25 protein-coding genes, 1 pseudogene and 1 riboswitch are annotated in these 23281 nt (G+C 41.6%); of the genes and pseudogenes, 23 read left to right on the top strand and 3 right to left on the bottom strand.

Annotated elements, in window-relative coordinates:
• Positions 1 to 9 precede the first annotated feature (9 nt).
• From NST21_RS27455 to NST21_RS27345, 23 genes and pseudogenes are all read left to right on the top strand, one after another.
• Positions 10 to 1008: a FecCD family ABC transporter permease gene (locus NST21_RS27455; RefSeq protein WP_116821221.1), complete on the top strand. Its 999-nt coding sequence runs from the start codon at positions 10 to 12 to the stop codon at positions 1006 to 1008.
• Positions 1005 to 1850, top strand: a complete 846-nt coding sequence (locus NST21_RS27450) for an ABC transporter ATP-binding protein (protein WP_340892358.1) — start codon at positions 1005 to 1007, stop codon at positions 1848 to 1850. Before NST21_RS27455 ends, NST21_RS27450 begins: the two co-directional genes overlap by 4 nt.
• A gap of 134 nt (positions 1851 to 1984) precedes the next feature.
• A complete protein-coding gene (locus NST21_RS27445; RefSeq protein ID WP_445670611.1) occupies positions 1985 to 2848 on the top strand; it encodes a polysaccharide deacetylase family protein in 864 nt (287 codons plus the stop codon).
• Between the two features lie 87 nt (positions 2849 to 2935).
• Positions 2936 to 3112: riboswitch (cobalamin riboswitch) on the top strand.
• A gap of 178 nt (positions 3113 to 3290) precedes the next feature.
• Complete coding sequence (locus NST21_RS27440; protein WP_190270538.1) at positions 3291 to 4259, top strand: ABC transporter substrate-binding protein; 969 nt, start codon at positions 3291 to 3293, stop codon at positions 4257 to 4259.
• Positions 4222 to 5277, top strand: a complete 1056-nt coding sequence (locus NST21_RS27435; RefSeq protein ID WP_053348400.1) for a FecCD family ABC transporter permease — start codon at positions 4222 to 4224, stop codon at positions 5275 to 5277. Before NST21_RS27440 ends, NST21_RS27435 begins: the two co-directional genes overlap by 38 nt.
• 5 nt (positions 5278 to 5282) lie before the next feature.
• Positions 5283 to 6755 carry a heme ABC transporter ATP-binding protein gene (locus NST21_RS27430; protein WP_340892355.1) on the top strand — a complete coding sequence of 491 codons (1473 nt, stop codon included), beginning with the start codon at positions 5283 to 5285 and terminating at the stop codon, positions 6753 to 6755.
• On the top strand, positions 6752 to 7717 hold the full coding sequence (gene cbiB / locus NST21_RS27425) for an adenosylcobinamide-phosphate synthase CbiB (RefSeq protein ID WP_340892354.1): 966 nt from the start codon (positions 6752 to 6754) through the stop codon (positions 7715 to 7717). The genes NST21_RS27430 and cbiB overlap by 4 nt, the downstream gene beginning before the upstream one ends.
• Positions 7692 to 8765 carry a threonine-phosphate decarboxylase CobD gene (cobD, locus tag NST21_RS27420; RefSeq protein WP_340892353.1) on the top strand — a complete coding sequence of 358 codons (1074 nt, stop codon included), beginning with the start codon at positions 7692 to 7694 and terminating at the stop codon, positions 8763 to 8765. Before cbiB ends, cobD begins: the two co-directional genes overlap by 26 nt.
• Complete coding sequence (locus tag NST21_RS27415) at positions 8738 to 9313, top strand: bifunctional adenosylcobinamide kinase/adenosylcobinamide-phosphate guanylyltransferase (RefSeq protein WP_056527436.1); 576 nt, start codon at positions 8738 to 8740, stop codon at positions 9311 to 9313. The genes cobD and NST21_RS27415 overlap by 28 nt, the downstream gene beginning before the upstream one ends.
• A complete protein-coding gene (gene cobS / locus NST21_RS27410; RefSeq protein WP_340892352.1) occupies positions 9310 to 10101 on the top strand; it encodes an adenosylcobinamide-GDP ribazoletransferase in 792 nt (263 codons plus the stop codon). The genes NST21_RS27415 and cobS overlap by 4 nt, the downstream gene beginning before the upstream one ends.
• Entirely contained in the window at positions 10059 to 10676 is a 618-nt protein-coding gene (locus NST21_RS27405) for a histidine phosphatase family protein (protein WP_340892350.1), read from the top strand. The genes cobS and NST21_RS27405 overlap by 43 nt, the downstream gene beginning before the upstream one ends.
• Positions 10628 to 11056 carry a bifunctional adenosylcobinamide kinase/adenosylcobinamide-phosphate guanylyltransferase gene (locus NST21_RS27400; protein WP_201187565.1) on the top strand — a complete coding sequence of 143 codons (429 nt, stop codon included), beginning with the start codon at positions 10628 to 10630 and terminating at the stop codon, positions 11054 to 11056. Before NST21_RS27405 ends, NST21_RS27400 begins: the two co-directional genes overlap by 49 nt.
• Before the next feature lie 14 nt (positions 11057 to 11070).
• Positions 11071 to 11655 (top strand): cob(I)yrinic acid a,c-diamide adenosyltransferase, encoded by a 585-nt coding sequence (locus tag NST21_RS27395; protein ID WP_053348407.1) that lies wholly within the window; start codon positions 11071 to 11073, stop codon positions 11653 to 11655.
• A 2-nt stretch (positions 11656 to 11657) separates the two neighbouring features.
• Complete coding sequence (locus NST21_RS27390) at positions 11658 to 12152, top strand: ECF transporter S component (protein WP_340892348.1); 495 nt, start codon at positions 11658 to 11660, stop codon at positions 12150 to 12152.
• Positions 12149 to 12844 (top strand): ATP-binding protein, encoded by a 696-nt coding sequence (locus tag NST21_RS27385; protein ID WP_340892346.1) that lies wholly within the window; start codon positions 12149 to 12151, stop codon positions 12842 to 12844. Before NST21_RS27390 ends, NST21_RS27385 begins: the two co-directional genes overlap by 4 nt.
• Before the next feature lie 33 nt (positions 12845 to 12877).
• Positions 12878 to 13418, top strand: a pseudogene (locus NST21_RS27380) (GntT/GntP/DsdX family permease); the annotation flags it as partial.
• A 24-nt stretch (positions 13419 to 13442) separates the two neighbouring features.
• On the top strand, positions 13443 to 14987 hold the full coding sequence (gene gntK, locus NST21_RS27375) for a gluconokinase (RefSeq protein WP_340892344.1): 1545 nt from the start codon (positions 13443 to 13445) through the stop codon (positions 14985 to 14987).
• A gap of 102 nt (positions 14988 to 15089) precedes the next feature.
• A complete protein-coding gene (gene ybaK / locus NST21_RS27370) occupies positions 15090 to 15566 on the top strand; it encodes a Cys-tRNA(Pro) deacylase (protein WP_340892342.1) in 477 nt (158 codons plus the stop codon).
• A gap of 106 nt (positions 15567 to 15672) precedes the next feature.
• A complete protein-coding gene (locus NST21_RS27365) occupies positions 15673 to 16791 on the top strand; it encodes a PRK06851 family protein (protein WP_328113844.1) in 1119 nt (372 codons plus the stop codon).
• A 176-nt stretch (positions 16792 to 16967) separates the two neighbouring features.
• Entirely contained in the window at positions 16968 to 17840 is an 873-nt protein-coding gene (locus NST21_RS27360) for a Cof-type HAD-IIB family hydrolase (RefSeq protein ID WP_252429810.1), read from the top strand.
• A gap of 25 nt (positions 17841 to 17865) precedes the next feature.
• The gene (locus tag NST21_RS27355; protein ID WP_340892336.1) at positions 17866 to 18951 is read left to right on the top strand and encodes a PQQ-dependent sugar dehydrogenase; all 1086 of its coding nucleotides are present in this window, start codon (positions 17866 to 17868) and stop codon (positions 18949 to 18951) included.
• A 203-nt stretch (positions 18952 to 19154) separates the two neighbouring features.
• Positions 19155 to 19571 (top strand): MarR family winged helix-turn-helix transcriptional regulator, encoded by a 417-nt coding sequence (locus NST21_RS27350; protein WP_056524067.1) that lies wholly within the window; start codon positions 19155 to 19157, stop codon positions 19569 to 19571.
• Positions 19572 to 19593: 22 nt separating this feature from the next.
• On the top strand, positions 19594 to 20799 hold the full coding sequence (locus tag NST21_RS27345; RefSeq protein WP_340892333.1) for an MFS transporter: 1206 nt from the start codon (positions 19594 to 19596) through the stop codon (positions 20797 to 20799).
• A gap of 145 nt (positions 20800 to 20944) precedes the next feature.
• Here NST21_RS27345 and bshB2 read toward each other — a convergent pair whose 3' ends face one another.
• From bshB2 to pdxK, 3 genes are all read right to left on the bottom strand, one after another.
• A complete protein-coding gene (gene bshB2 / locus NST21_RS27340; protein ID WP_053348416.1) occupies positions 20945 to 21610 on the bottom strand; it encodes a bacillithiol biosynthesis deacetylase BshB2 in 666 nt (221 codons plus the stop codon).
• 96 nt (positions 21611 to 21706) lie between these two features.
• Positions 21707 to 22054 carry a YojF family protein gene (locus tag NST21_RS27335; protein ID WP_053348417.1) on the bottom strand — a complete coding sequence of 116 codons (348 nt, stop codon included), beginning with the start codon at positions 22052 to 22054 and terminating at the stop codon, positions 21707 to 21709.
• A 125-nt stretch (positions 22055 to 22179) separates the two neighbouring features.
• Positions 22180 to 23004 (bottom strand): pyridoxine/pyridoxal/pyridoxamine kinase, encoded by an 825-nt coding sequence (gene pdxK / locus NST21_RS27330; protein WP_340892331.1) that lies wholly within the window; start codon positions 23002 to 23004, stop codon positions 22180 to 22182.
• Between the last annotated feature and the right edge of the window lie 277 nt (positions 23005 to 23281).

The raw sequence follows: 23281 nt of genomic DNA, 5'->3' as shown, positions 1-23281 counted from the left end.
GGAATGAATATGAAAAAATGGAAAACGCTCCTGTTCTGGATTTTACCAATCGCCATGGTTATTTTGTCTCTAAGCATTGGACGTTACGGAATGGATTTAGGGACTCAAATCAAGATATTACTATCAACTTTTTTTCCAATTGACCATACTTGGACGCAGATGGAAGAAACAGTGGTCCTGCAAATACGCCTGCCGCGTATTTTGCTTGCCTTGTTAATAGGTGCTGGTCTTTCAATCGCAGGTGCCTCATTCCAAGGTATGTTTGGCAACCCGTTGGTTAGTCCGGATATCCTTGGGGTTTCGGCTGGTGCCGGGTTTGGCGCTTCCCTTGGGATTCTATTACTAGGTCATGGCTTCGCTACACAAGTGATGGCACTTGGTTTCGGCCTAGCGGCAATCGTCTTTACCTTCGTGATTAGCGGAAAAAAAGATTCACCTGTTTTCATGCTCGTTCTGGCTGGTGTTGTTACATCGGCATTATTCCAGGCGTTGATTTCCTTGATAAAATTCGTCGCTGACCCGGAAGCAAAACTGCCAGCGATTACTTACTGGCTGATGGGGAGTCTTGGTACGGCAACATATAAGGACTTGTATATCGGGGGACCGATTATCCTTGTGGGCATTCTGATTCTATATTCCCTTCGTTGGAGAATAAATTTATTGACGTTGCCTGAGGATGAAGCTAAATCACTTGGTATTCCAGTAACACGTTTGAAGTGGACAGTTATTTTTGGCGCAACACTTATTACTGCTGCTTCAGTTGCGATAGGCGGTATCATTGGTTGGGTTGGGTTAATTATTCCTCACGTTGCAAGAATGCTAGTTGGTAATAACAATCAACTAGTCTTACCAGTATCTCTTTCAATCGGTGGAGCCTATTTATTGTTGATTGATAATCTGGCCCGCTCGGTAACGGCTACAGAAATTCCACTCTCAATCTTGACGGCAATTATAGGTGCACCATTTTTCGCAATATTGCTTAGAAAAACAGGAGGTGGCTGGTCATGAGAATCGAGGTGCAGGGAGGAAATTACTTTTATGCTCGGAAAAAAGAAGAAGTTCCTTACCTTTACCAAACAGACATTAACTTTTCGCTGAATGACGGAGAGATAATGGCGATACTAGGACCAAACGGTGCAGGAAAGACAACGATGTTAAAATGCATCACAGGTCTTCTGGACTGGAAAAAAGGTCAAACGCTCATTGATGGAAAGCCGCTTCCTTCGCTTTCACGCAAAACAGTCTGGAAACGGATTGGCTATGTTCCGCAGGCGCATAAAATGGTATTTGGTTTTACACTCGAAGAATTGGTAATTATGGGAAGAGCCCCATACATCAGTGCGCTTGCCCAGCCTTCCGTGAAGGACCGTGAAGCCGCTCACCTAGCCCTGGAAACTGTAGGGATTGGCCATCTTGCTGGGAAGTCCTGCAATACAGTCAGTGGTGGTGAGCTGCAACTAGCATTGATTGCACGTACGCTGGTATCAGACCCGGAAGTGCTCATTCTCGATGAACCGGAATCCCATCTTGATGTTCAAAAGCAGGTTGTGATTTTACAGACATTAAAGCGTTTGTCACAAGAAAAGAAAATCTCTTGTATCATAAACACGCATTACCCAAACCATGCGTTTTTCCTTGCTGACCATGTGTTAATGACAGCAAAACAAAAGCCGGTCGTTTACGGGGAAGTCCAGGAAGTCATGACAGAATCCCGGATGAAGGAATACTTCGGAATTGAAATGAAGAAGATTATTTATGAAGAAGATGAGAACTTTTTGATTGAAACGATGGTGCCGAAAGATTTAGGCATTCCGCGTGATCAAAGTACTTGTCGATTTACTAGTTTTTAATCCAGAAAAAAGGGTAGCCACCGGGTTGCCTTTTTTTGCGCTAAATGGAATACTTTATTATTTACTAGTTTTCTGGTACTATTATGCTAGAAAAAATTAGGAGAATGATAGTGGGAAAATACAGAGTTTTATTGATGGTAGCATTGCTGGGAATTTTAATTTTGCCTGCATGTTCACAAGGGGTTTTAGAGAATATAGGTACAAAGACTGCTGCACCGATTGCGGAAGATAACATTGAAGTGGTTGCAGCAGCGGAGAATGACGCCGGGCAGAATTCGGAGGACAGATTATATCCTGAACAAATCGATACGAGAAACTGGATAAGAGCCGAGTCCACGGTTCAACTTCCAATATTGATGTATCATAGCATTTCTGAAGGTAATAACCTTCGGGTACCAAGAGAGGAATTTCAATCACAAATGAACTGGCTTCGGGAGAATGATTACTATACATTATCCCCTAGGGAAGCATTTCTTGTTTTAACGGAAAATCGGATGCCAAGTGAAAAGTGTGTCTGGCTTACTTTTGATGATGGCTATACAGATAATTACACGGAGGCTTTTCCTATATTAAAAGAATATAATATGAAAGCAACTGTTTTTATGATCGGGAAATCTATTGAAAAAAGTCATCACCTGACGGAAGAACAAATGGTGGAGATGAGCGAGAATGGGATTTCTATTGAAAGTCATACTATCAACCATCTTGAGCTTAACCGTATGACGGTAGGGCAGCAGGAAGCTGAAATGGTCCAGTCAAAGGATTTATTCGATCGTATTCTCCAACAGGACACGACAGTACTTTCATATCCTGTTGGACGGTATAACGAGGAGAGCCTTAGGTTGTCAGAAGAAGCTGGATACAAGATGGCAGTAACCACCGAAGCTGGTGGAGCTTCAAGGGACCAAGGGATGCATGCACTGCACCGAGTTCGGATTTCACCCGGATTGTCAGTCGATGGGTTTGCAGCGCTGATTGAAAATGCATCACGTTATTAATTGAAGACAAGGTATTTCGGAATCAGTCTGAAAAATCATATAATAATCATTTCTTACATAGTGTATAATGAAAAGCAGTGAAAATTATATACATATGAACGATTTGGTGTCTTAATGACTTAAAAGGGAAGTTGGTGAAATACCAACGCGGTCCCGCCACTGTAAATGGGAGTTAGCGGTTGTGTACCACTGTATGTGAGATATGGGAAGGTGCCGTTGACGATGACCATTAGCCAGGAGACCTGCCAAGATTCGTACACCTGTAACCTACGCGGATGGGAAGGTGTGTGGCAGACCTTCTGAGTCCGTAATTATATTGTTGCCATACAAGCATCTTCCGTTTGACGGGAGATGCTTTTGTTTTGAAATTCGCCTCTTCACTTCAGGGTGCGTTTTCTTTAGGTGGTCGGAAATTGAATTAAAAGATTGTGAGGGATGTAAAATGAAGAAAATCTATGGTCTGATTCTAGTGATGTTACTAACTGCAGGTATGATGGTTGGTTGCAATGATACATCAAAAGAAGGAACGAAAGAAAAGCAACAAACGAATCATACTGAAAACCAAGCTTTCCCGATTACGATAAAAGATGCAACGGGTGAAAAAGTAACGATAGAAGAACAACCAAAGAAAATTGTTACATTGATACCAAGTAATACAGAAGTGGTCTTTGCACTTGGTTTGGGTAAAAAGGTTGTTGGTGTATCCGACAATGATAATTACCCGGAAGAAACGAAAGAAATTGAAAAAGTTGGCGGAATGGAAATGAACACGGAGTTAATCGTTTCCTTAAAGCCTGATCTTGTTCTTGCTCATGCATCCAGTGCCCATAATTCGAATGAGGGATTGCAGCAGCTTAAGGATGCTGGAATAGATGTCCTTGTAGTCAATGATGCACAAAGCTTTGACGAAGTGTATGAGTCTATTGATATGATTGGACAGGCAACGGGAGAACATGATAAGGCAAAAGAAATCGTTGCGAATATGAAAACGAAACTGAAGGAAATTCAGGAAAAAGCTAAATCCGTTAAGGATGAGGAAAGAAAAACCGTTCTAGTAGAGGTTTCGCCATCACCGGATATTTATACACCTGGAAAAAATACATTCATGAATGAAATGCTTAACATAATTTCAGCGGAAAATGCAGCAGCCGAATTGGACGGGTGGGCGAAAATTGATGAAGAGTCTATGATTGCTGCAAATCCGGATGTCATTATTACAACATATGGTTATTATACAAAAGATCCAGTCAGTGAAGTGACGGGCCGAAAAGGATGGGAAGATGTAGCTGCTGTTAAGGATGGTCAAGTCTTTGATGTCCATTCTGACTTAGTGACCCGTTCTGGTCCACGCTTAATAGAGGGAGTAGAGGAACTTGCCAAATCAGTCTATCCGAACCTATTTGACAACTAAGTGGGCGTTTGCTTATTTGATTGCGTTATTGTTTTTGCTTTTCGCAATGACGATTGGCATTTCCTTTGGTTCGGTGTCAGTACCGATTCCCGCGCTTATACAAATTATCGGCAAGGAATTTTTTCATTTACCAATCTCAGTTGAGCCAGATGTGATGCTGACGAATATCGTAATGAACATCCGCCTGCCACGTGTATTACTTGCAGGTTTGGTTGGGGCTTCGCTTGCGATTGCCGGGGCAGCCTTTCAGGGACTGCTCAGGAACCCGCTTGCTGACCCCTACACATTAGGGATTTCATCAGGAGCATCAGTAGGCGCTGTATTGACATTGTTTTTGAATATATCATTGCCGTTGATCGGTTTATATACCCTACCGACGTTAAGTATTATGTTTTCATTGCTTACGATTTTCTGTGTGCTAACTTTTGCGAGAAAAATGGATCGATCGATGAAAGTAGAAACAATTATTTTAACCGGAATCATTTTCAGCTCGTTTTTAAGTGCCTTCATCTCATTAATGATTGCGTTGACGGGCGAGGAATTAAGACAAATCATCGGATGGCTGATGGGAAGCGTTTCAATGCGCGGCTGGAATTATATCGCGATTATTTTGCCGTTTTTTATCATTGGTTCGTTGATCTTGATTATGAATACCCAAGAATTGAATGCGATGACGTTTGGGGAAGATCGTGCAAAGCATTTGGGTGTGAATGTTCAGCGGAGAAAAATGTGGATTCTGATAGCTGGTTCGATATTAACTGGGGCAGCCGTTGCTGTTTCGGGAACGATTGGCTTTGTAGGATTGGTTATTCCTCATTTGGTTCGTAGGATTTGGGGGCCAGATCATAAGCATTTGTTGCCGTTATCTTTGCTCGTAGGAAGCGGATTTTTAATTTTGGCTGACCTTGTAGCAAGGACGATCATTGCGCCTTCGGAACTGCCGATTGGTGTAATTACCTCACTTATCGGGGCCCCGGCATTTGCCCTGATTTTATTAAAGAGACGGAGAGAAGGGTAGAATTCATGCTTGAAGTTAAAGGGTTAACAGGTGGATATGGCAATAAAGCTGTTTTGGACTCTGTCTCTTTTGACGTACATAAAGGGGAATTATTTGGGATTCTCGGTCCAAATGGCAGCGGAAAAACGACGCTATTAAGTATGCTTAGCGGGGTTCTCGATTATAAGGTAGGAAGCATACGAATAAGGGGAAGAGACTTGAAGGAGTATTCGGCCAAACAACTTGCACAAGTTATAGCCGTGTTGCCTCAACATTCCTCATTAGCCTTTTCTTATACGGTAAAAGAGACTGTTTCTCTTGGCCGTTATGCTCACCAAACAGGCTGGTTTCATAGTTGGACTTCTGAGGATGAGGTGATTGTCCAACGTGTGATGAAGCAAACGGGAGTCGCGGATTTTCAGGATCTTCATTTTGAACGATTATCAGGCGGTGAGAGACAGCGGGTCTTACTGGCACAAGCACTTGCCCAAGAACCGGAAATTCTTTTTTTAGATGAACCAACGAACCACTTGGATCTTTCCTATCAAAAGGAGCTTCTTGATTTAATGAGGAAAATGGCCAAGGAGCTGGAGTTAACAGTTATCTCAATCTTCCATGACTTGAATTTGGCCGGCTTGTACTGTGATCGGCTGATGTTGCTTGAAAAAGGACAAATTAAAGTCATTAATGTGCCGAATGAAGTGCTCCAACAGGAACGGATTCAGGAGGTATACCGGACGACGATTGAAAAACATCCGCATCCTGCCCTTCCGAAGCCGCAAATGTTCATTGTCCCGGAAAAGCATGTCTGTGATTTCGCACCTTTGGAAATTGATGAAACCTATTTGACGGTTGGCAACGAAATAATTCAATTGAATTCACCAATTCCGCTTAGAACGATGTCTTCTGGTGTGACCGGTTCAGGAACGGGCTGGCATCAACATTTCGTGAATAGGCATGTCCATCGTGATTATAATTACGAGGATCATTTTGCTGAAATGGCTGACTTTTTAAAAACACACGGTTTTGAACCGCAGGAAACGGTCGGAATGATGACAGCTGTCTTTCTCGATACGGTGGCCTTCAAGTTTTTAAGAGATGATGATTTCTCGGTTTTTATCATCGTGACGGCTGGAGTAGGGAATGCCATCGACGCCTCTTTAGCTGACCAACATTCTTGGATTTCCACTCCAGGAACCATAAATACATGGATCTTTGTAAATGGGCACTTGGCAGAAGAGGCCTTTATCCACAGCATTGTCACCGCGACCGAGGCAAAAGTAAAAGCGCTTCATGATTTGCGTGTTTTGGATAAGGTGACAAATACAGTGGCGACAGGAACATCGACAGACAGTATTTTGATTGCCGCAACCCAAAGAGGGAAGGCACTTCAATATGCAGGCACCATTACTCCGCTAGGGAAGTTGATCAGTCGCGGTGTATATGATTGTACCGTAGAAGCAATAAAGAAAAATCGGAAACGGATTGAGGAACTATGATTTACCATCACCTTTTTGCTGTTACACTGGCTTTTTTCTTTGATCTATTAATAGGTGATCCACCAAATTGGCCACATCCCGTTAAATGGATAGGAACGTTGATAAGCAAGTTAGATCATTCATTCAATAGAGGTACACATAAAAAACGAAATGGCCTCTTCATGCTGGTAATTGTTTTAACACTGGTGTTATTGGCAACAGGTCTAACTGTCTATTTTGCTTATCTTATCCATCCGCTTGCGGGAATTTTATGGGAAGGTGTTGTTATTTCTACGACGATTGCTCAGAAGGGCTTAAAGCAGGCAGGAATGGATGTGTGTCATCCACTGAATGAACAAGCTTTTCCTGAAGCGAGGCTAAAGCTTTCCTATATTGTCGGTCGTGATACTGCTGATCTTGATGAATCCGAAATAGTCAGAGGCACTGTAGAAACCGTAGCTGAAAATACGAGTGATGGAGTTACGGCTCCACTGTTTTGGGCAGCAATTGGCGGTGCTCCACTCGCGATGATGTACAGGGCAATTAATACCTGCGATTCAATGGTTGGTTACAAAAATGATAAATATGGACAATTTGGCTGGGCTTCAGCTAAGCTCGATGATATCGTGAACTGGATTCCTAGTCGCCTCACCGGTTTCTTGATGCTGCTAAGCTCGAAATCTAGCTATCATAGCTTGGGGGCTAGATGGAAGATTTTGTTCAATGATGCGAAAAAGCACCCAAGCCCGAATAGTGGGTGGTGTGAAGCAGGCGTTGCTGCAATTTTGGGTGTACAGCTTGGCGGGCGGAATATGTACAAAGGAGTAGTTTCTGACCGTGCCAGGATGGGCGTTCCGCTTGTTCCATTAGAAGCAATACATATACAAAAAACGATTACCATCATGCATCGGACATCTTTTATATTTTTACTGATGCTTTGGTTAGGGGGACTTACTCTTGGCATTACCTTCTCATGGCTCTAATCCGCATTATCTTTACGAAGCGCTGGAAATCGAAATGCCTGAATCGGTTCTCGATTTTAGTGCTAATATCAACCCATTGGGTCCTCCTTTACGTATAAAGGAACGGTGGCCCGAATTCTTCGAAGGAATCTTAAATTACCCAGATCCGCATGCCGTTGAATTGACAAAATTAATTGCAAAAAAAGAAGCGCTTCCTGAGCAATCCGTTTTGGTAGGTAACGGTGGTGCGGAAATAATAATGTTGGTAGCGAACAGGTTAGCCAATAAAAAGGTCTTAATCATTCAGCCTGCATTTGCGGAATATGCAGAAGCTTGTTTAGCAGCCGAATGCGAGGTAGACTTTCATCAACTTGATGCACCTGAGTGGCAACTAGATCTTGATCGATTGATTCCTCAATTACCTGAATATGACGCGATTTTTTTATGTACGCCTAATAATCCGACAGGGATTTCATTTAAGCAAGAAGCAGTTAGGGAATTAATCAAAGAATGCGGAAAAGCAAATTGTCTGGTTGTTTTGGATGAGGCTTTTTATGATTTTACGGAAAACGCCTTTACTTATGCTTCTTTAATTACGCAATTCCCTCATTTACTGATTCTACGATCAATGACGAAAATTTTTGCAATTCCAGGCTTGAGGTTGGGTTATTTGCTGGCGGCACCAGATATCATAAATCAGGCAAAAACCTATAAATCGCATTGGAGCGTCAATCATGTGGCATTAGAAGTCGGGAAAATCTGCCTTGCTGAAGAAGAATATATAGAAAAAACGAGAGCGTATATTCAATTACAAAAGCAGAAACTTTTCCGGTTTTATGAAGAGCATGAGTTGATTGTCTCAAATAGCACGGTCAATTTTTATTTAGTGAAAGATGAATCCTTATCCCTTTTGCCTTTTTTATTAAAAAAGGGCATCGTACCACGTCATACGTATAATTTTCCAGGGCTAGATGGAATGTGGCTCCGGTTCGCAGTGAAGAGTGAGCGTGATAATGCCATGCTGATGGAGGGGGTAAGACAGTGGAGAAATCTAGGCTCTGTTTTATAACCGGTGGTGTCCGGAGCGGTAAAAGCCGTTTTGCAGAAAAAAAGGCAATAGAATATGCAATCCAATTGAGTGGGAACTTGCATTACCTCGCTTGTGGCCGAGTCAGTGATGCTGAAATGGAAGAACGCATCCGCCGGCACCAAAGGGATCGCAAAAGTAGTCCAATTGCTTGGAGGACTTGGGAATACTCGACGAACATTACACGGATAGGTGCAGACCTAAATCAAGATTCAATAATCCTACTCGATTGCCTGACAACCCTACTCGATAATGAATTATTCAGCCCCAATATACCGCTTGAAAAGGAGTTTTTACATAGTGTTTTCACAAAAATAATCAGCGGAATTAATGAGATAAGAAAACAAGCCAGCTGTTTGATAATCGTAAGCAACGAAGTGGTACAGGAGCCGATTTTTCAAAATGAGTTCCTCCATATATACGGAAAAATACTTGGCCTGCTTCATCAAGCAGTCGTCGAACAGGCAGATGAGGCTTATCTTGTTGAATCAGGGATTCCGTTATTGATGAAAGGGTGCATGCAGGAATGAACGGATGGATTGGATTCTTGATTAACCTGCAGTTCTTTACCGTGTTCCCAATAAAGAAACAGCTACCGATGGATAAGAAATATATCCACCGTGCGATTCAAACCTTTCCTTTAGTCGGGCTTTTCCTAGGCTTGATATTGGGAGGTGTTTTATACGCGTTAGTAGAGTGGACCCCATTGTCATCCCTTTCGATTGCGTTTGTGGTTTGGTTTTTAACGATGGCATTAACAGGCGGTTTGCACCTAGATGGTTGGATTGATGCAAGTGATGCCTTCTTTTCCTATCAGGATAAAGAGAGGCGTTTAGAAATCATGAAGGATTCCAGGACAGGCGCATTCGGTGTCATCTCCGTCATCGTACTTTTGGCTGCCCGGTTTATATTTATTTATGAAATCGTCGATAGAGTCAATGAGTGGACATACTTTTTAATTATTAGTCTTCCACTTTTAAGTAAATGTGTGATGGGCTATTTACTTAGCCGGATGCCACTGGCAAAAAAAGAGGGACTTGGTGCTTTCTTTCAAAGTGCAGTAAGGAAAAACAGTTTATCTATTTATTGGTTGTATTTTATTGTGAGTTTTGCGGTTGCATGGAGCATCGATTTCAAGCTGGTCACTTTATTTTTTATCATGTGTCTGGCTGCTCTACTCTTCCTATTGTATATAAAGCGGAAAATCGTTAGTTGGTTCGGTGGGATAACGGGGGATGTATTGGGTGCATCCGTGGAAGGAGTTGAGCTTTGGTTATGGCTGATTCTGTGGCTATTACACTACTTCGCCATGGGCTGACAGAAGCAAATGAGCGAAGATCCTATTTAGGCTGGACAGATTCTCCATTAAGTCTGAAAGGAGAAAAGGAAATTCTAGACTTAAGGGGCTCTTACCCACAGTATGAAAAGATTCACACGAGTGATTTGCCTCGTTGTATTGAAACCGCAAGACTGTTGTTTCCAGATGTTGTTCCGATAAAACACCCTGCGTTCCGTGAAATGAACTTCGGCAGTTGGGAAGGGCGAACTTATGAAGAGTTGAAGACTGATGGCGATTATCAAAAATGGCTAGAGCGTCCTATGGAGGCAATGGTGCCTGGGGGTGAAAGCTATCCGGCATTTTCCAAACGTGTTCAAAATGGCTGGAGCCAATTGATTTCCGGTGAGGAAAGCCAATATGTATTAATGACTCATGGGGGTGTAGTACGTGAATTACTTGTCCGCTATGCACCTATGGAAAAGTCTTTTTTTGATTGGGGAATTTCCCACGGCATGGGATATGAGCTGATTTGGGAGGACCGGAACAGCTTAAGGAGGGGTGAACGTTGCACTTTGTTACAGGCGGCGCCTATAATGGGAAAACAAAATGGGTAAAGCATTTTTATGGGTTGGAAAGTGAGACTCTTTGGCTATCCGGTTATCAAAAAGAACAGCCGACTATGACGGATTTTCAAGGTAATACAGTGGTATTGCATGGCTTGGATGCATGGATCCAACAAGATGCAGAAAAGATGGATGCAGAGTCGATTCGAAAACGGTGGAAGGAAATCATGGCTGACTGGCGAATATGGGAGAAGGAAAAGGATGATCACAACTGTATTGTAATCGGATCAGATATTTCCAAAGGAATTGTTCCGATGGAGGCACAAGATCGCAAATGGCGCGATGCCTGCGGCTGGGTCTTTCAAGATGTAGCCTCCTTATCAAACCGTGTGGATGTCATTTGGTACGGTATCAATCAGCAAATAAAATAGAGGAGGAAATAGAGATGAAAATTTATACACGTACTGGGGATAAGGGACAAACTAGCGTAATCGGAGGACGTCTGGACAAGGATGACATCCGTGTCGAATCTTACGGAACAGTGGATGAAGTGAACAGCTATATCGGCCTTGCAGTAACTGAATTGGACTCAGCGATTTTTGCAGACGTACTAACGGACTTGGAAAAAATTCAGCATGAGTTATTTGACTGTGGCGGTGATTTGGCGACAGTTTCTGAGAAAGCCCCGCAGAAGCTAACGGATGAGGCAATTACCTATTTGGAAGAACGAATTGATGCCTTTATCGTCGAAGCACCGGAATTAGAAAAGTTTATCCTTCCAGGAGGCTCAAAAGCGTCTGCAACCATTCATATTGCCCGGACGGTTACACGCAGGGCGGAGCGGTTGGTTGTTTCTTTGATTAAGTCGGGTGCGGCAGTTTCACCACTATCTCTTCAATATTTAAATCGTTTGTCTGATTACTTCTTTGCTGTAGCACGCGTGATTAACTTCCGCCTTGGTGTGAAAGATGTGGAATATATCCGCAGCGCAAATGTATTCCGTGGGGGAAAAAGAAAGGAAAAAGAGTAAACATGAACGTAAGAAAAATTAGTACAATTGCTATTTTTATTGCTTTATCGGAGGTTGGGGCAATGATTAAAGTCCCTTCCCCAATAGGCAGTATGGCTTTAGACAGTTTTCCGGCCCTTTTGGCGGCTGTCATACTAGGTCCGGTGTCCGGAGCTATAGTAGCTGGACTTGGTCATATTATTTCAGCTTTCATCGGTGGCATGACACTAGGACCTTTCCATTTTTTGATCATGGTAGAAATGGCGGTCCTCGTTTGGATGTTTGGCGTTTTATATGTACACGGAAAGAAAATAGGCGCATTTTTCCTCTTCTTTATCGGTAATGCCTTCATCTTAGCTCTACCTTTCGTATTTCTGGTTAGCCTTGAATTTTACACGATGCTAGTTCCGGGGTTAACAGGGGCTACAGCAATAAATGTAGTGTTGGCGGCCCTTTTACTTCCACGTCTAGAACCAGTTTTGAAAAAAGTGATTTTTAAAGATGGATTCGTAGAATGAATGACTCATTGATCTTACCGTTTACGGAGTCACAATCATTAGTCGTTTCTTGTGATAATAGTGGCGGAATTGGGCTGAAGGAAAAAGATCTCGTTCAAGTCCCATACGAAGTTGTTGGATATTTTTCGTTCCGGGTTGCCGTTATGGAGTGCCTGGCTGCTGGCGGAAGTCCAATGACCGTTGTCCTTCATAATTTCTGCGGCGATGAAGCCTGGGAGGCCTTGAAAATAGGCGTCATGAAGGGAATGGATGAAATCGGTCTGGCTCTCTCTATTACAGGTAGCACCGAAAGTAACATGCCGCTTCTTCAATCCGCACTTGGTCTTATGGTGATCGGAAAACGCAGGAATGAACGTGTAATGAAGCCAATTCTTCAACGGAAAATGGCCCTTATTGGCAGGCCGCTTGTTGGGGAAGAAGTTATGAAACAACAAGAGTGGATCGCGCCGTTATCTTTATATAAAAGCCTTTGTGAGCTTGAAGAAGTTCAGGTACTTCCTGTTGGCTCAAAAGGGATAGCATATGAATGGAAGCATCTGGACCCAAGTGGGGAAGGTGTTTCTGCACATATAAGAAGTAAAGTGGATATCGAAAAATCATCAGGACCGTCAACTTGCTTTCTTATTGCTTATCCTGAACATCTGGAGGATGAAATCAAGCTCCAATCCGGTTCTTTTTTTATGGGTGAATGATTATTTTATGAATTAAGTAGGTATCGAGTTTAGTTCATTATGAACTGGTTCCTCGTTCTATTGGTCTCTTTTGTAGTTGCATTCTGTACATTAGGCTATGCTAGAGGTTTTAATAATAAAGAACTAAACCAATTTATGTCTGCTTGCCTTGCTCCAACTGCATCCATTATCTTGATTATCGGAGCTGGTGGCGCATTTGAAAATGTATTAATCACAAGTGGAGTAGGGGAAGCTATTGCAAGTTAGCCACATCCTTTGACATTTCACCAATTCTCTTTGGCTGGTTAGTGGCAGCTATCATTCGTATAGCAACGGGTTCAGCAACTGTCGCAATGACGACAGCTGTAGGTATTGTGCTACCAATTATTTCATCGGTACCGGGTGTTAATATTGAGTTACTGGTACTTGCAATCGGTTCAGGTTCATTAATTCTTTCCCAAGTGAATTATGCTGGATGATTAAAGAATTCTTTAATTTAACAGTCGCACAAACGTTAAAATCTTGGACGGTTATGGAAACGATAATTTCAGTCGTTTCTCTTATCCTAATCTTACTATTGAATTCAATTGTTTAAGAGAAAGGAGTACGATGTAAAAATATGAAACATTCAGGTTATATGATGGGGATCGATATTGGTACGACGAGCACGAAAGTTGTTCTTTTTTCTAAGGGGGGCGAGGTCGTCCATTCATGTTCTAAAGGATATCCGCTTCACAGTCCAACTCCGTCTGTTGCGGAACAAGATCCGGAAGAAATCTATAAAGCGGTTATTATTGCAATCGGTGAAGTGATGATTGCAAGCGGAATAGCAAAGGATGAACTAAGTTTTATTTCGTTTAGTTCAGCGATGCATAGTTTGATTGCCATGGATAAAGACTGTAAGCCGCTCACAAATAGTATTACGTGGGCAGATAACCGAAGTGTAGCCTATGCGGAGCAATTGAAGGCATCGGATCAGGGGACACAATTGTATCACAGAACGGGAACACCCATTCACCCTATGTCCCCAATCACGAAAGTTATGTGGCTTAGAAAAGAGCATCCAGAAATCTTTAACAAAACGGATAAATTTTTAGGGATTAAAGAATATATTATCTATAAATTTTTCAAAGAGTTTGTAATGGATTATTCACTTGCATCTGCAACAGGTATGTTCAACTTGAAAAACTTGGCGTGGGATGAAGAGGCATTGACCATTGCGGGAATTGGATCGGACAAGCTTCCTATGCTCGTGCCAACGACCCATATCCTTTCTGGATTGAGCCAGGAATTGGCAGAAAAAATGAACATTTGTGCTGGTACTCCATTTGTTATTGGTGCAAGTGATGGGGTGCTTGCCAACTTAGGCCAAAATGCTATCAAGCCGGGTGTGCTTGCGGTAACAATAGGAACAAGCGGTGCAGTGCGAACCGTCAGTGACCGTCCGCTTACTGATCCGAAAGGGCGGACGTTCTGTTATGCCCTCACTGAGAATCATTGGGTAATTGGCGGACCAGTCAATAATGGGGGAATCACTTTCCGATGGGCCCGGGATCAATTTGGTCGGGTAGAAATCGAAAGAGCTAAGGCCTCGGGTCAGGATCCATATGAGATACTGACCGAAATGGCTTCAAATATAGCACCTGGCTCAGACGGGTTAATATTCCACCCGTATATGGCAGGGGAACGGGCGCCATTATGGAGTGCTGATGCTAGGGGTTCCTTCTTTGGACTAGCTCTTCATCATACTCGCGATCATATGGTGCGGGCTGTGCTTGAAGGTGTGATGTACAACTTATACAGTGTCCTCCTTGCTGTAAGGGAACTGACAGGTGCTCCGGAGAAAATCCATGCAAGTGGCGGATTTGTTCGCTCCAAGCTATGGCGGCAAATTATGGCTGATGTATTTAATCAGAATGTGACAATCCCAGAAAGCTTTGAAAGCTCGAGTTTAGGTGCTGCTGTTCTAGGATTATATGCTTTAGGTGAAATTGAAAGCCTGGATGAGGTTGAAAACATGATTGGGCATACAAATGAACTTGTTCCAATCGAGGAGCACGTTAAAGTATATGAAGAACTAATGTCGATTTATTTATCTGTAAGCCGGCAATTAGAAGGCGACTACAAGCGTATTGCTGATTATCAAAGACGTCATTTAGAATAAATTTGAGTGAAAGCACAGATGCAGAAGCGCTGTGCTTTTCTTTTGGCTTACATATAAAAATGGTAAAATGGTAGAAAAAAGGATAAGGGGACTGTTTTTTAGATGGGAGCCAGTAAAACAAATGCTATGCGAATTCTCGATAACAAACATATAAAGTATGACATGATGAGCTATGATGTCCACGACGGCCAAATAGACGGTGTTACCGTGGCGAGTAAAATTGGTAAAGCGCCAGAAACCGTGTTTAAAACACTCGTTACCTACAGCGGACCTCAGCAGCTTTATGTATTTGTCATTCCTGTAGACACCGAGCTGGATTTGAAAAAAGCAGCGAAAGCAGCAGGTGCGAAAAAAATTGAAATGCTCGCTGTTAAAGACTTGCAGAAATACACAGGGTATATTCGGGGGGGCTGCTCACCAATCGGTATGAAAAAGCAGTATCCGACTTTTATTGATGAAAGTGCAACCAATCTGTGTGAAATCATCGTAAGCGGTGGAAAAATTGGGACACAAATTGTCTTGAAACCGTCAGAATTCCTTGTGGCCGCACAAGCGGAACCTAGAGCTCTTATCAAATAGATAAAGAATACTATTAAACCTAAACCTTTAGGCATTCACCTACCTGGGTTTTCCTGCATAAGCTGTCTTGAAGATGCACATCTGTATGGTGAAGGAGAGTGTGAAAGTGGCAGGAAAAGTGATGCATTATTTCGCTGGAGGCAATACGGCTAAAGGTTTTTATAGTTTATATGATTCCAATCTAGCTGGCTTAGAGAAATTATTTATTTTAAAAGGCGGACCTGGTTCAGGTAAATCGACTATTATGAAAAAAATTGGCCAGGAATGGCTGGATAAAGACTATGATATCGAGTTTTTGCATTGTTCGTCGGATAATGATTCCATTGATGGGGTAATTATTCCCGCCTTAAAAATCGGTCTCGTTGATGGGACTGCTCCACATGTGATTGAACCGAAAGCACCGGGAGCCATTGAGGAATACGTCAATCTAGGGGCTGCCTGGAATACTCAACAGCTGGCAGCTGAAAGAACGACAATCATACGATTTACCAATGCCAGAAGCAAGAGTTTTGAGAAGGCATATGCTCTTTTCGCAGAAGCATTAAAGATACATGATGAATGGGAAGATATTTATAAGGCGAACATTGATTTCGTTAAATTAAATGGATTAACCAATAAATTGATAGAAGGCTTTTATAGAGATATTGTTCTCAACAAAAAAGCAGATGTTCGTCACCGGTTTTTAGGTGCCGCTACGCCAGAGGGAGCAGTTGATTACATCCCGAGTATTACTAAAGGAGTGCAAAAACGCTACTTTTTAAAGGGCCGACCTGGCTCAGGGAAATCGACGATGCTGAAAAAGATTGCAAAGGCTGCGGAGAAAAGAGGATTTGATGTAGAAGTGTATCATTGCGGTTTTGATCCTGAAAGTTTGGATATGGTAATCGTCCGGGAGGCAGGAATCGCTATTTTTGACAGCACCTCTCCGCATGAATATTTCCCGAGTAGAGAGGGTGATGAAATCATTGATATTTATAAAACAGCCATCCACTCTGGAACAGATGAAATTTATGCTGATCAGATCAAGGATGTTTCCTCCAGATACCGGGCGAAAATGAATGAAGCAACTGCATGTCTTGTAAAAGCGAAAGAGCAGCATGACGCACTTGAAGCCATTTATGTAAAAGCAATGGACTTTACTGCAATTGATGACATTCAAAAGGACATTCAAGAACAAATTACTGCACGGTCAAAGACTGTGGATAGTCATACGATTTTACATTAAGAAAAAAAACTGCACCTATTCCAAATAGGTGCAGTTTTTTTATATACATAGAAGAGACAACTGAAAGATAATCATTTTTAGATTGGCGTTAAAAAGCTCTCCCGTTTGTTATACGTGTTTATCAACTCTCTTTCGGTTAAAATAAGGGTTATATTGAAAAAAAGGAGCGGGTTGAATTGATTAAGACGATTGCGATTGATATGGACGGAACATTATTAAACAAGATGCAAAAGGTGAGTGATGAAAATAAAGCCGCTATCCAGAGGGCGCAAAGAGAAGGAGTTGAGGTGATCATTGCTACAGGAAGATCGTACGAGGAAGCAAAGTACGCTTTAGATGAAACGGGCATTGTGTGTCCGATTATCTGTGTAAATGGGGCTGCTATTTTCACGCAGGACGGAAAAATTGCTGCTTCCAATCCGATGTCACCTGCTACTGCACAGAGTGTTGCCGAATACCTCGAAGAACAGGAAATTTATTTTGAAATTTATACGAGTCAAGGAATCTATTCTAAAGACTATGAAAACGCAATATCTGCTTTAGTGGATGTTTTTGTTACAGCTAATCCGGACATTGACCCTGTGGGGATCAGAAAATTTGCAGAGGACCGTTTACAGCTTGGACAGGTAAAGTCCGTTTCCAATTACTCAGATTTATTCAGCCACTCTGATATAGAATATTATAAAATTCTAAGCTTCTCCAAAAATTTAAGTAAATTAGACCAAATTGCTTCACAATTGAAAACTCAGGATGGGGTGACCGTCACCTCTTCAGGACGTGAAAATGTGGAAATCATGAGTGGGCAGGCGCAAAAAGGTACTGCGCTTGAAAAATATGTGACTAAAAAGTCTGCTTCGATGCAGGAAACTATGGCCATCGGAGATAATTATAATGATGTATCAATGTTTGAAAGAGTGGGTTTGTCTGTCGCAATGGGAAATGCCCCGCTTGATATTCAAAAGCTTTGTGATGAAGTAACAGGTATTAATGATGATCACGGTGTTGCTACAGCTATTTTAAAGGTACTTACGCAGTCATCAGCATACTAAATATGGAACGAAAGGAGAAGAACTTTTGAAAAGATGGTGCTTATATTTTCTCATGGCCGCATTAACTTTAACTGGTTGTAACGTTAATAAAGAAGAGAACAGTAAAGCACAGCCGAGCCCTGATAAAGAAGTGTCGGAAACTCTAGGAGATGGCCCTGAGGTGCTGTTAACGAACTTAATTGCACCTTGGTCGATTCAGAAGAATGGGGATACAATGTATGTGTCAGAGCGGACAGGCACCATCGTTCAATGGGAAAGGGGCGAGATGACGAGGCAAAAGGTTAAGCTTAAAAAGACATTGTCTGTGAAGGCCGAAGCTGGATTACTTGGATTTTTGTTAACTCCTGACTTCTCGAATAACAGGCGTGCAATTGCCTACTACACGTATGAAGAAGGCGGGAATTCTATTAATCGAATCGTTACTTTACAAAAGGATAATGATACGTGGCGGGAGTTGGAAACATTAATCGACGGAATACCAAGCGGTGACTACCATCATGGAGGTCGAATCAAGATTGGCCCGGATGATAAGGTATATGCAACAACAGGGGACGCGAGGAATCCAACAATAGCGCAGGATCTTGATTCTTTAGGTGGGAAGGTCCTACGAATGAACCTTGATGGTACCATTCCGAAAGATAATCCAATCGAAAATTCATACGTCTATTCATACGGACACCGCAACCCACAAGGCTTGGCCTGGGATGAGGCTGGACAGATGTATGAAAGTGAACATGGTGAGTCTGCTCACGATGAATTAAATAAAATTGCCCCCGGTATGAACTATGGCTGGCCAGAAATAGAGGGCGATGAACAAAAGCCGAATATGGTAAATCCATTGATACATTCCGGTGAAAATACATGGGCCCCTTCTGGAATTGCTTATGTTGACGGAAAGCTATACATTGCAACCTTAAGGGGAGAATCGCTCAAGAGCTATGATGTACAAAGCGGAAAAATGACTGATATTATCACAGATTCCGGGCGGATACGTGATGTGTTTGTGGATGAAGATTCTCTCTATTTTATAAGCAACAATACGGATGGTCGGGGAAACCCTGATGAAAAAGATGATAAGCTGTATCGTTTGCCGCTATCTCAGATAAATTGAAAAAGGCCCTAAAAGGGCTTTTTTTTTTGTGTTTTAAGAAGCATCGAACTTAGCAAATAATCAGCTTGAATACTGTTGAAGGTTTAGAGAAAAATATCAGTGCACTATTTAAGTAGTTGGGCATTTTCTTCATCTGTAGGGTAGACATTTCTAATAAATCAGCGTATAGTTACCTAGGTAACTATTTAATAGGGGGAATACCTTTGTCCTTTCATAATGGTTTTTTTCATCATAATCTGCAATTTTCAAGGTCATTTACTAAAAAGCTAAATGAACAATTGGCCAAGGTTGATCTTTTTCATTCTCAATGGTTGATTGTATATTATTTGAATCAGTATGGGTGTTCTACGCTTGTCGAAATCAGTAATTATCTAGATGTGGAGAAACCGACAGTAACTCGGACGGTCAATCGTTTAGAAGAACGTAAGTTGATTGAACAAATACCCGGAAAAGATAAGCGGGAACGGAGAATACAGTTAACTGAATCAGGTGAAAGAACCTATCAAGAAGCCAAAAAAGTAGTTGAGGAATTTGAACTTCAATTAATGAGCGGTTTGGCTGAAGAGGATCGTGAGACAACGTTACGAACTTTGCTTTTCTTAAAGGAAAAATTAAAATAATTAGGAAGGAAGAAGGATTGAAATGAATCAGAAACCGAAATTGTGGACGAAAGACTTTTTGATTGTATCGTCTGCGAACTTTTTTCTATTTTTAACATTTTATGTTTTAATGGTGACATTGACCATTTACACGATGGATAACTTTCATGCATCCCAAGCGCAAGCTGGTCTTGCTTCAAGTATTTTCGTCCTAGGGGCTGTACTTGTAAGGCCGATTGCAGGGAAAAAGATTGACCAGATTGGCCGCAGAAGAATGTTGCTTGGATCATTGATCTTATTTCTAATATCATCCATTGGCTATTTTCTAGTAGATAGTTTATCACTTTTGTTAATTGATCGATTAATTCACGGTATCTCTTTTGGCCTTGCTACTACAGCAACGGGAACGATTGCAGCAGATATTATTCCGAATGAACGACGTGGTGAAGGAACAGGTTACTTTGCCATGAGCACAAACTTGGCAATGGCATTTGGGCCGTTTATTGGATTATTGATTACACAGCATTTTAGCTATTCCATTATTTTCTATGCTGCATCTTTATTTGCTGCATTCTCTTTAGTTGCTTCATTATTTATGCATGTACCTGAGGGGGAAAAAGAACGAGTATCTCAACAAAAAGGCTTTAAAATTGGCGATTACTTTGAAAAAAGAGCTTTACCTATTTCTATTTTTATTGGATTTGCCGGTTTTACGTATTCGAGCATCTTGTCCTATTTAACATCCTTTGCAAAGGAACTAAATTTAATGGACGCGGCGAGCTTCTTCTTTGTAGTGTTTGCTATATTCCTTTTGGTGTCACGTCCCTTTACAGGGCGTATGTTTGATGTGAAAGGTGAAAATGCAGTTATCTATCCATCGCTCCTACTATTTGCGGTGGGTATGGTCGTTCTTAGCCAAGCCCATCATGGAATCACCCTCCTAATAGCTGGCGCATTAATCGGAGTGGGATATGGTACGTTCCAATCAAGCTGTCAGGCGATTTCAATTAAGGAGTCCCCATCAAACCGAATGGGATTAGCAACTTCTACGTACTTTACAATGTATGATTTTGGTATTGGTGTAGGTCCATTCCTACTTGGATTCCTTATTCCTTTTACCGGGTTCCAAGGGTTATTTATAGGCATGTCCATTTTGTCATTTGTTCTCATAGTCATTTACTATTTAGCACATGGTAAAAAGGCTTCTGCAAGAAATAAAATGCAATCTGAAGAGCGGTTTTCTGCCTAATTTTCTGCATTTTCCTGTTTAAAAACAAAAAAAATGGGGATGCTTATATTATGATTGATTTTCCAAGTAATCCCCCTTTTCTCCGCCTGTTATATACAGGCGTTTTTTTTATGTTATAACAAAAAAAACCGCCAAATTGGCGGGTTTAAAATTTATAGGTCCATAATCGTTCTTTGCGGATCCAGTCAAGAAAGTCAGCATCTTGGTTTTCGAATTTTTCTTTCCAGTCGACCACCATCGCCTCCGTTTGCGAACGGTGTGCTGTAAATGTATCTACCTTTTTGTTTTCGACGGCAGAGATATCATGGACGATGTCAGGTTGTCCTAAATCGTCGATGCAGTTATTGGAGAAAGCGACACAGTGAAGTTTAGGTCTCTCTTTTTCTTCGATTCTTTCCACAGCTCGGACCACAGCTCGTGCAGTTGCTTCATGATCCGGATGAACGCTGTATCCTGGGTAAAACGTAATGATTAATGAAGGATTAAGTTCATTAATGGCATCTGTAAATAAAGAAGTCAGCTTTTCATCATCTTCAAATTCGATGGTTTTATCACGCAAACCGAGCATACGTAAATCTTGGATACCAATCGCGTTTGCAGCATCGATTAATTCCTTTTTACGAATTTTAGGAAGCGATTCTCTTGTTGCAAAAGGAGGATTTCCTAAATTCCGTCCCATCTCTCCTAGTGTTAAGCATAGGTAGGTAACGGGGGTGCCTGCTTCTCTATGTAAAGCAAGCGTTCCAGAAACCGAGAAGGCTTCATCATCAGGATGTGGGAAAATAACTAATACATGGCGTTCTTTTTCCAAGGTATATTTCTCCTTCCGTTCTACTTACAGTGAGTATAGTTTTCTGCCAATTGGGGCGTGCATGGCGGATTTTTGACACCTGCAGCATGATTGTAATTATTCAAAGGGAGTAGAACTAATTTGCATGGAAACAGCAAGTTTTCCGGTAAAATCAAGCCCTGCCAGTAGCAATCTCCCATGTTCATCAATTTCGAAGTGGTTTACTCCTTCAGCGTATACCCAGCCAATATTGAGCTTTAAGCCGATACGATAGGGTCCGTCCCCAACTATCTTCCCATGTTCATACTGTATAAAAGCATTACGGATATAAGCGCCTGCCGAAAAAAAAGCTTCATCTACATGAGTGGCATAGGCGCCGTTGGTTGTTTCAAGGTGAAGATATACATCTTGTCCTGCAAAAGAATCGATAGCATTCTGCACCTCTGTACGGTCTATAGGTTTCATTCTACAATTTCCTCCTTAACTGGGCGGCTAGATAAGCATTTCCTTCTTTCTATTTTACTAAATATAAACAAAAAAAGCGAAAAAGGCCGCTCAATGATTTTGAGCGGGCCCTTATTTTTAATTAATTATTTTGTTTTTTCAGCAACCCCGTATTTATGGTATGCACCATGATTGACAGGACCTACATAGTCATTCATCTTCCAAGAATGACGAACAGCTTCGGTTATGAAGTCTTTTGAAACATGAATCGCCTCGCGCGGACTTTTACCTTCAGCCAATTGAGCTGCAATAGCTGCTGAAGATGAACAGCCGGCACCGTGTGTATTGGTTGTTTCAATTTTTTCAGATTCAAGAATCTCAAATTCTTTTCCATCATATAAAAGGTCGATAGCTTTGTCATGATCCAGCTTATTTCCACCTTTGATTAAGACATATTTCGCACCAAGTGCATGAATTTTTTCAGCTGCACCCTTCATATCATCAATCGTCTTGATTGGCGCTGTGCCTGCTAATTGGGCAGCTTCGAAAAGGTTCGGTGTAACTACTGTTGCACGTGGAACAAGTAGGTCACGAAGTGCTACAGCTGTTTCTGGATGCAATACTTCATCTTCACCTTTACAAACCATTACTGGATCAATTACGACTTTGTCCAGTTTCAACTCGTCAATTTTACGGGCAACAAGTTCAATGATTTCGACTGATCCAAGCATTCCTGTTTTCATAGCATCGATACCGATTGATAAAATCGTCTCGATTTGGGCTTCTAAAATCTCAACCGGTGTAGGGAATACATTATGAGACCAGCCGTTTTTAGGATCCATCGTAACGATAGTCGTTAAAGCGGACATTCCGTAAACACCGAATTCTTGAAATGTCTTTAAATCAGCTTGAAGACCTGCGCCGCCGCTGGAATCAGAACCAGCAACTGTCATAGCTCTTTTCATAGTCATTATGTGACCTCCTCAGGAGAATTTGTATCGATATTATCAGCATACCAGGTAATATCCTGTTTTTAGAATATACCAAAATTTCTATTATGTAAAACTTAGTTGTCACCCTAAATGAGTACCTTTTTGAGAGACATGGAGAGGCTTCGAATAAACACGTTTTAATTGAAAAAATATTATCGGAAATTGATGAACGAAATTTAAGAGATTAGGAGGTGGGGATTACTGGGTGTTAGGGTTTGGTTCATATAAAAAATATGCTATATTCTATTTTTTAATT

The sequence above is a fragment of the Peribacillus sp. FSL K6-1552 genome (genome assembly GCF_038005205.1).
Lineage (GTDB): Bacteria > Bacillota > Bacilli > Bacillales > DSM-1321 > Peribacillus > Peribacillus butanolivorans.
This window is presented reverse-complemented; position numbering and strand designations above follow the sequence as displayed.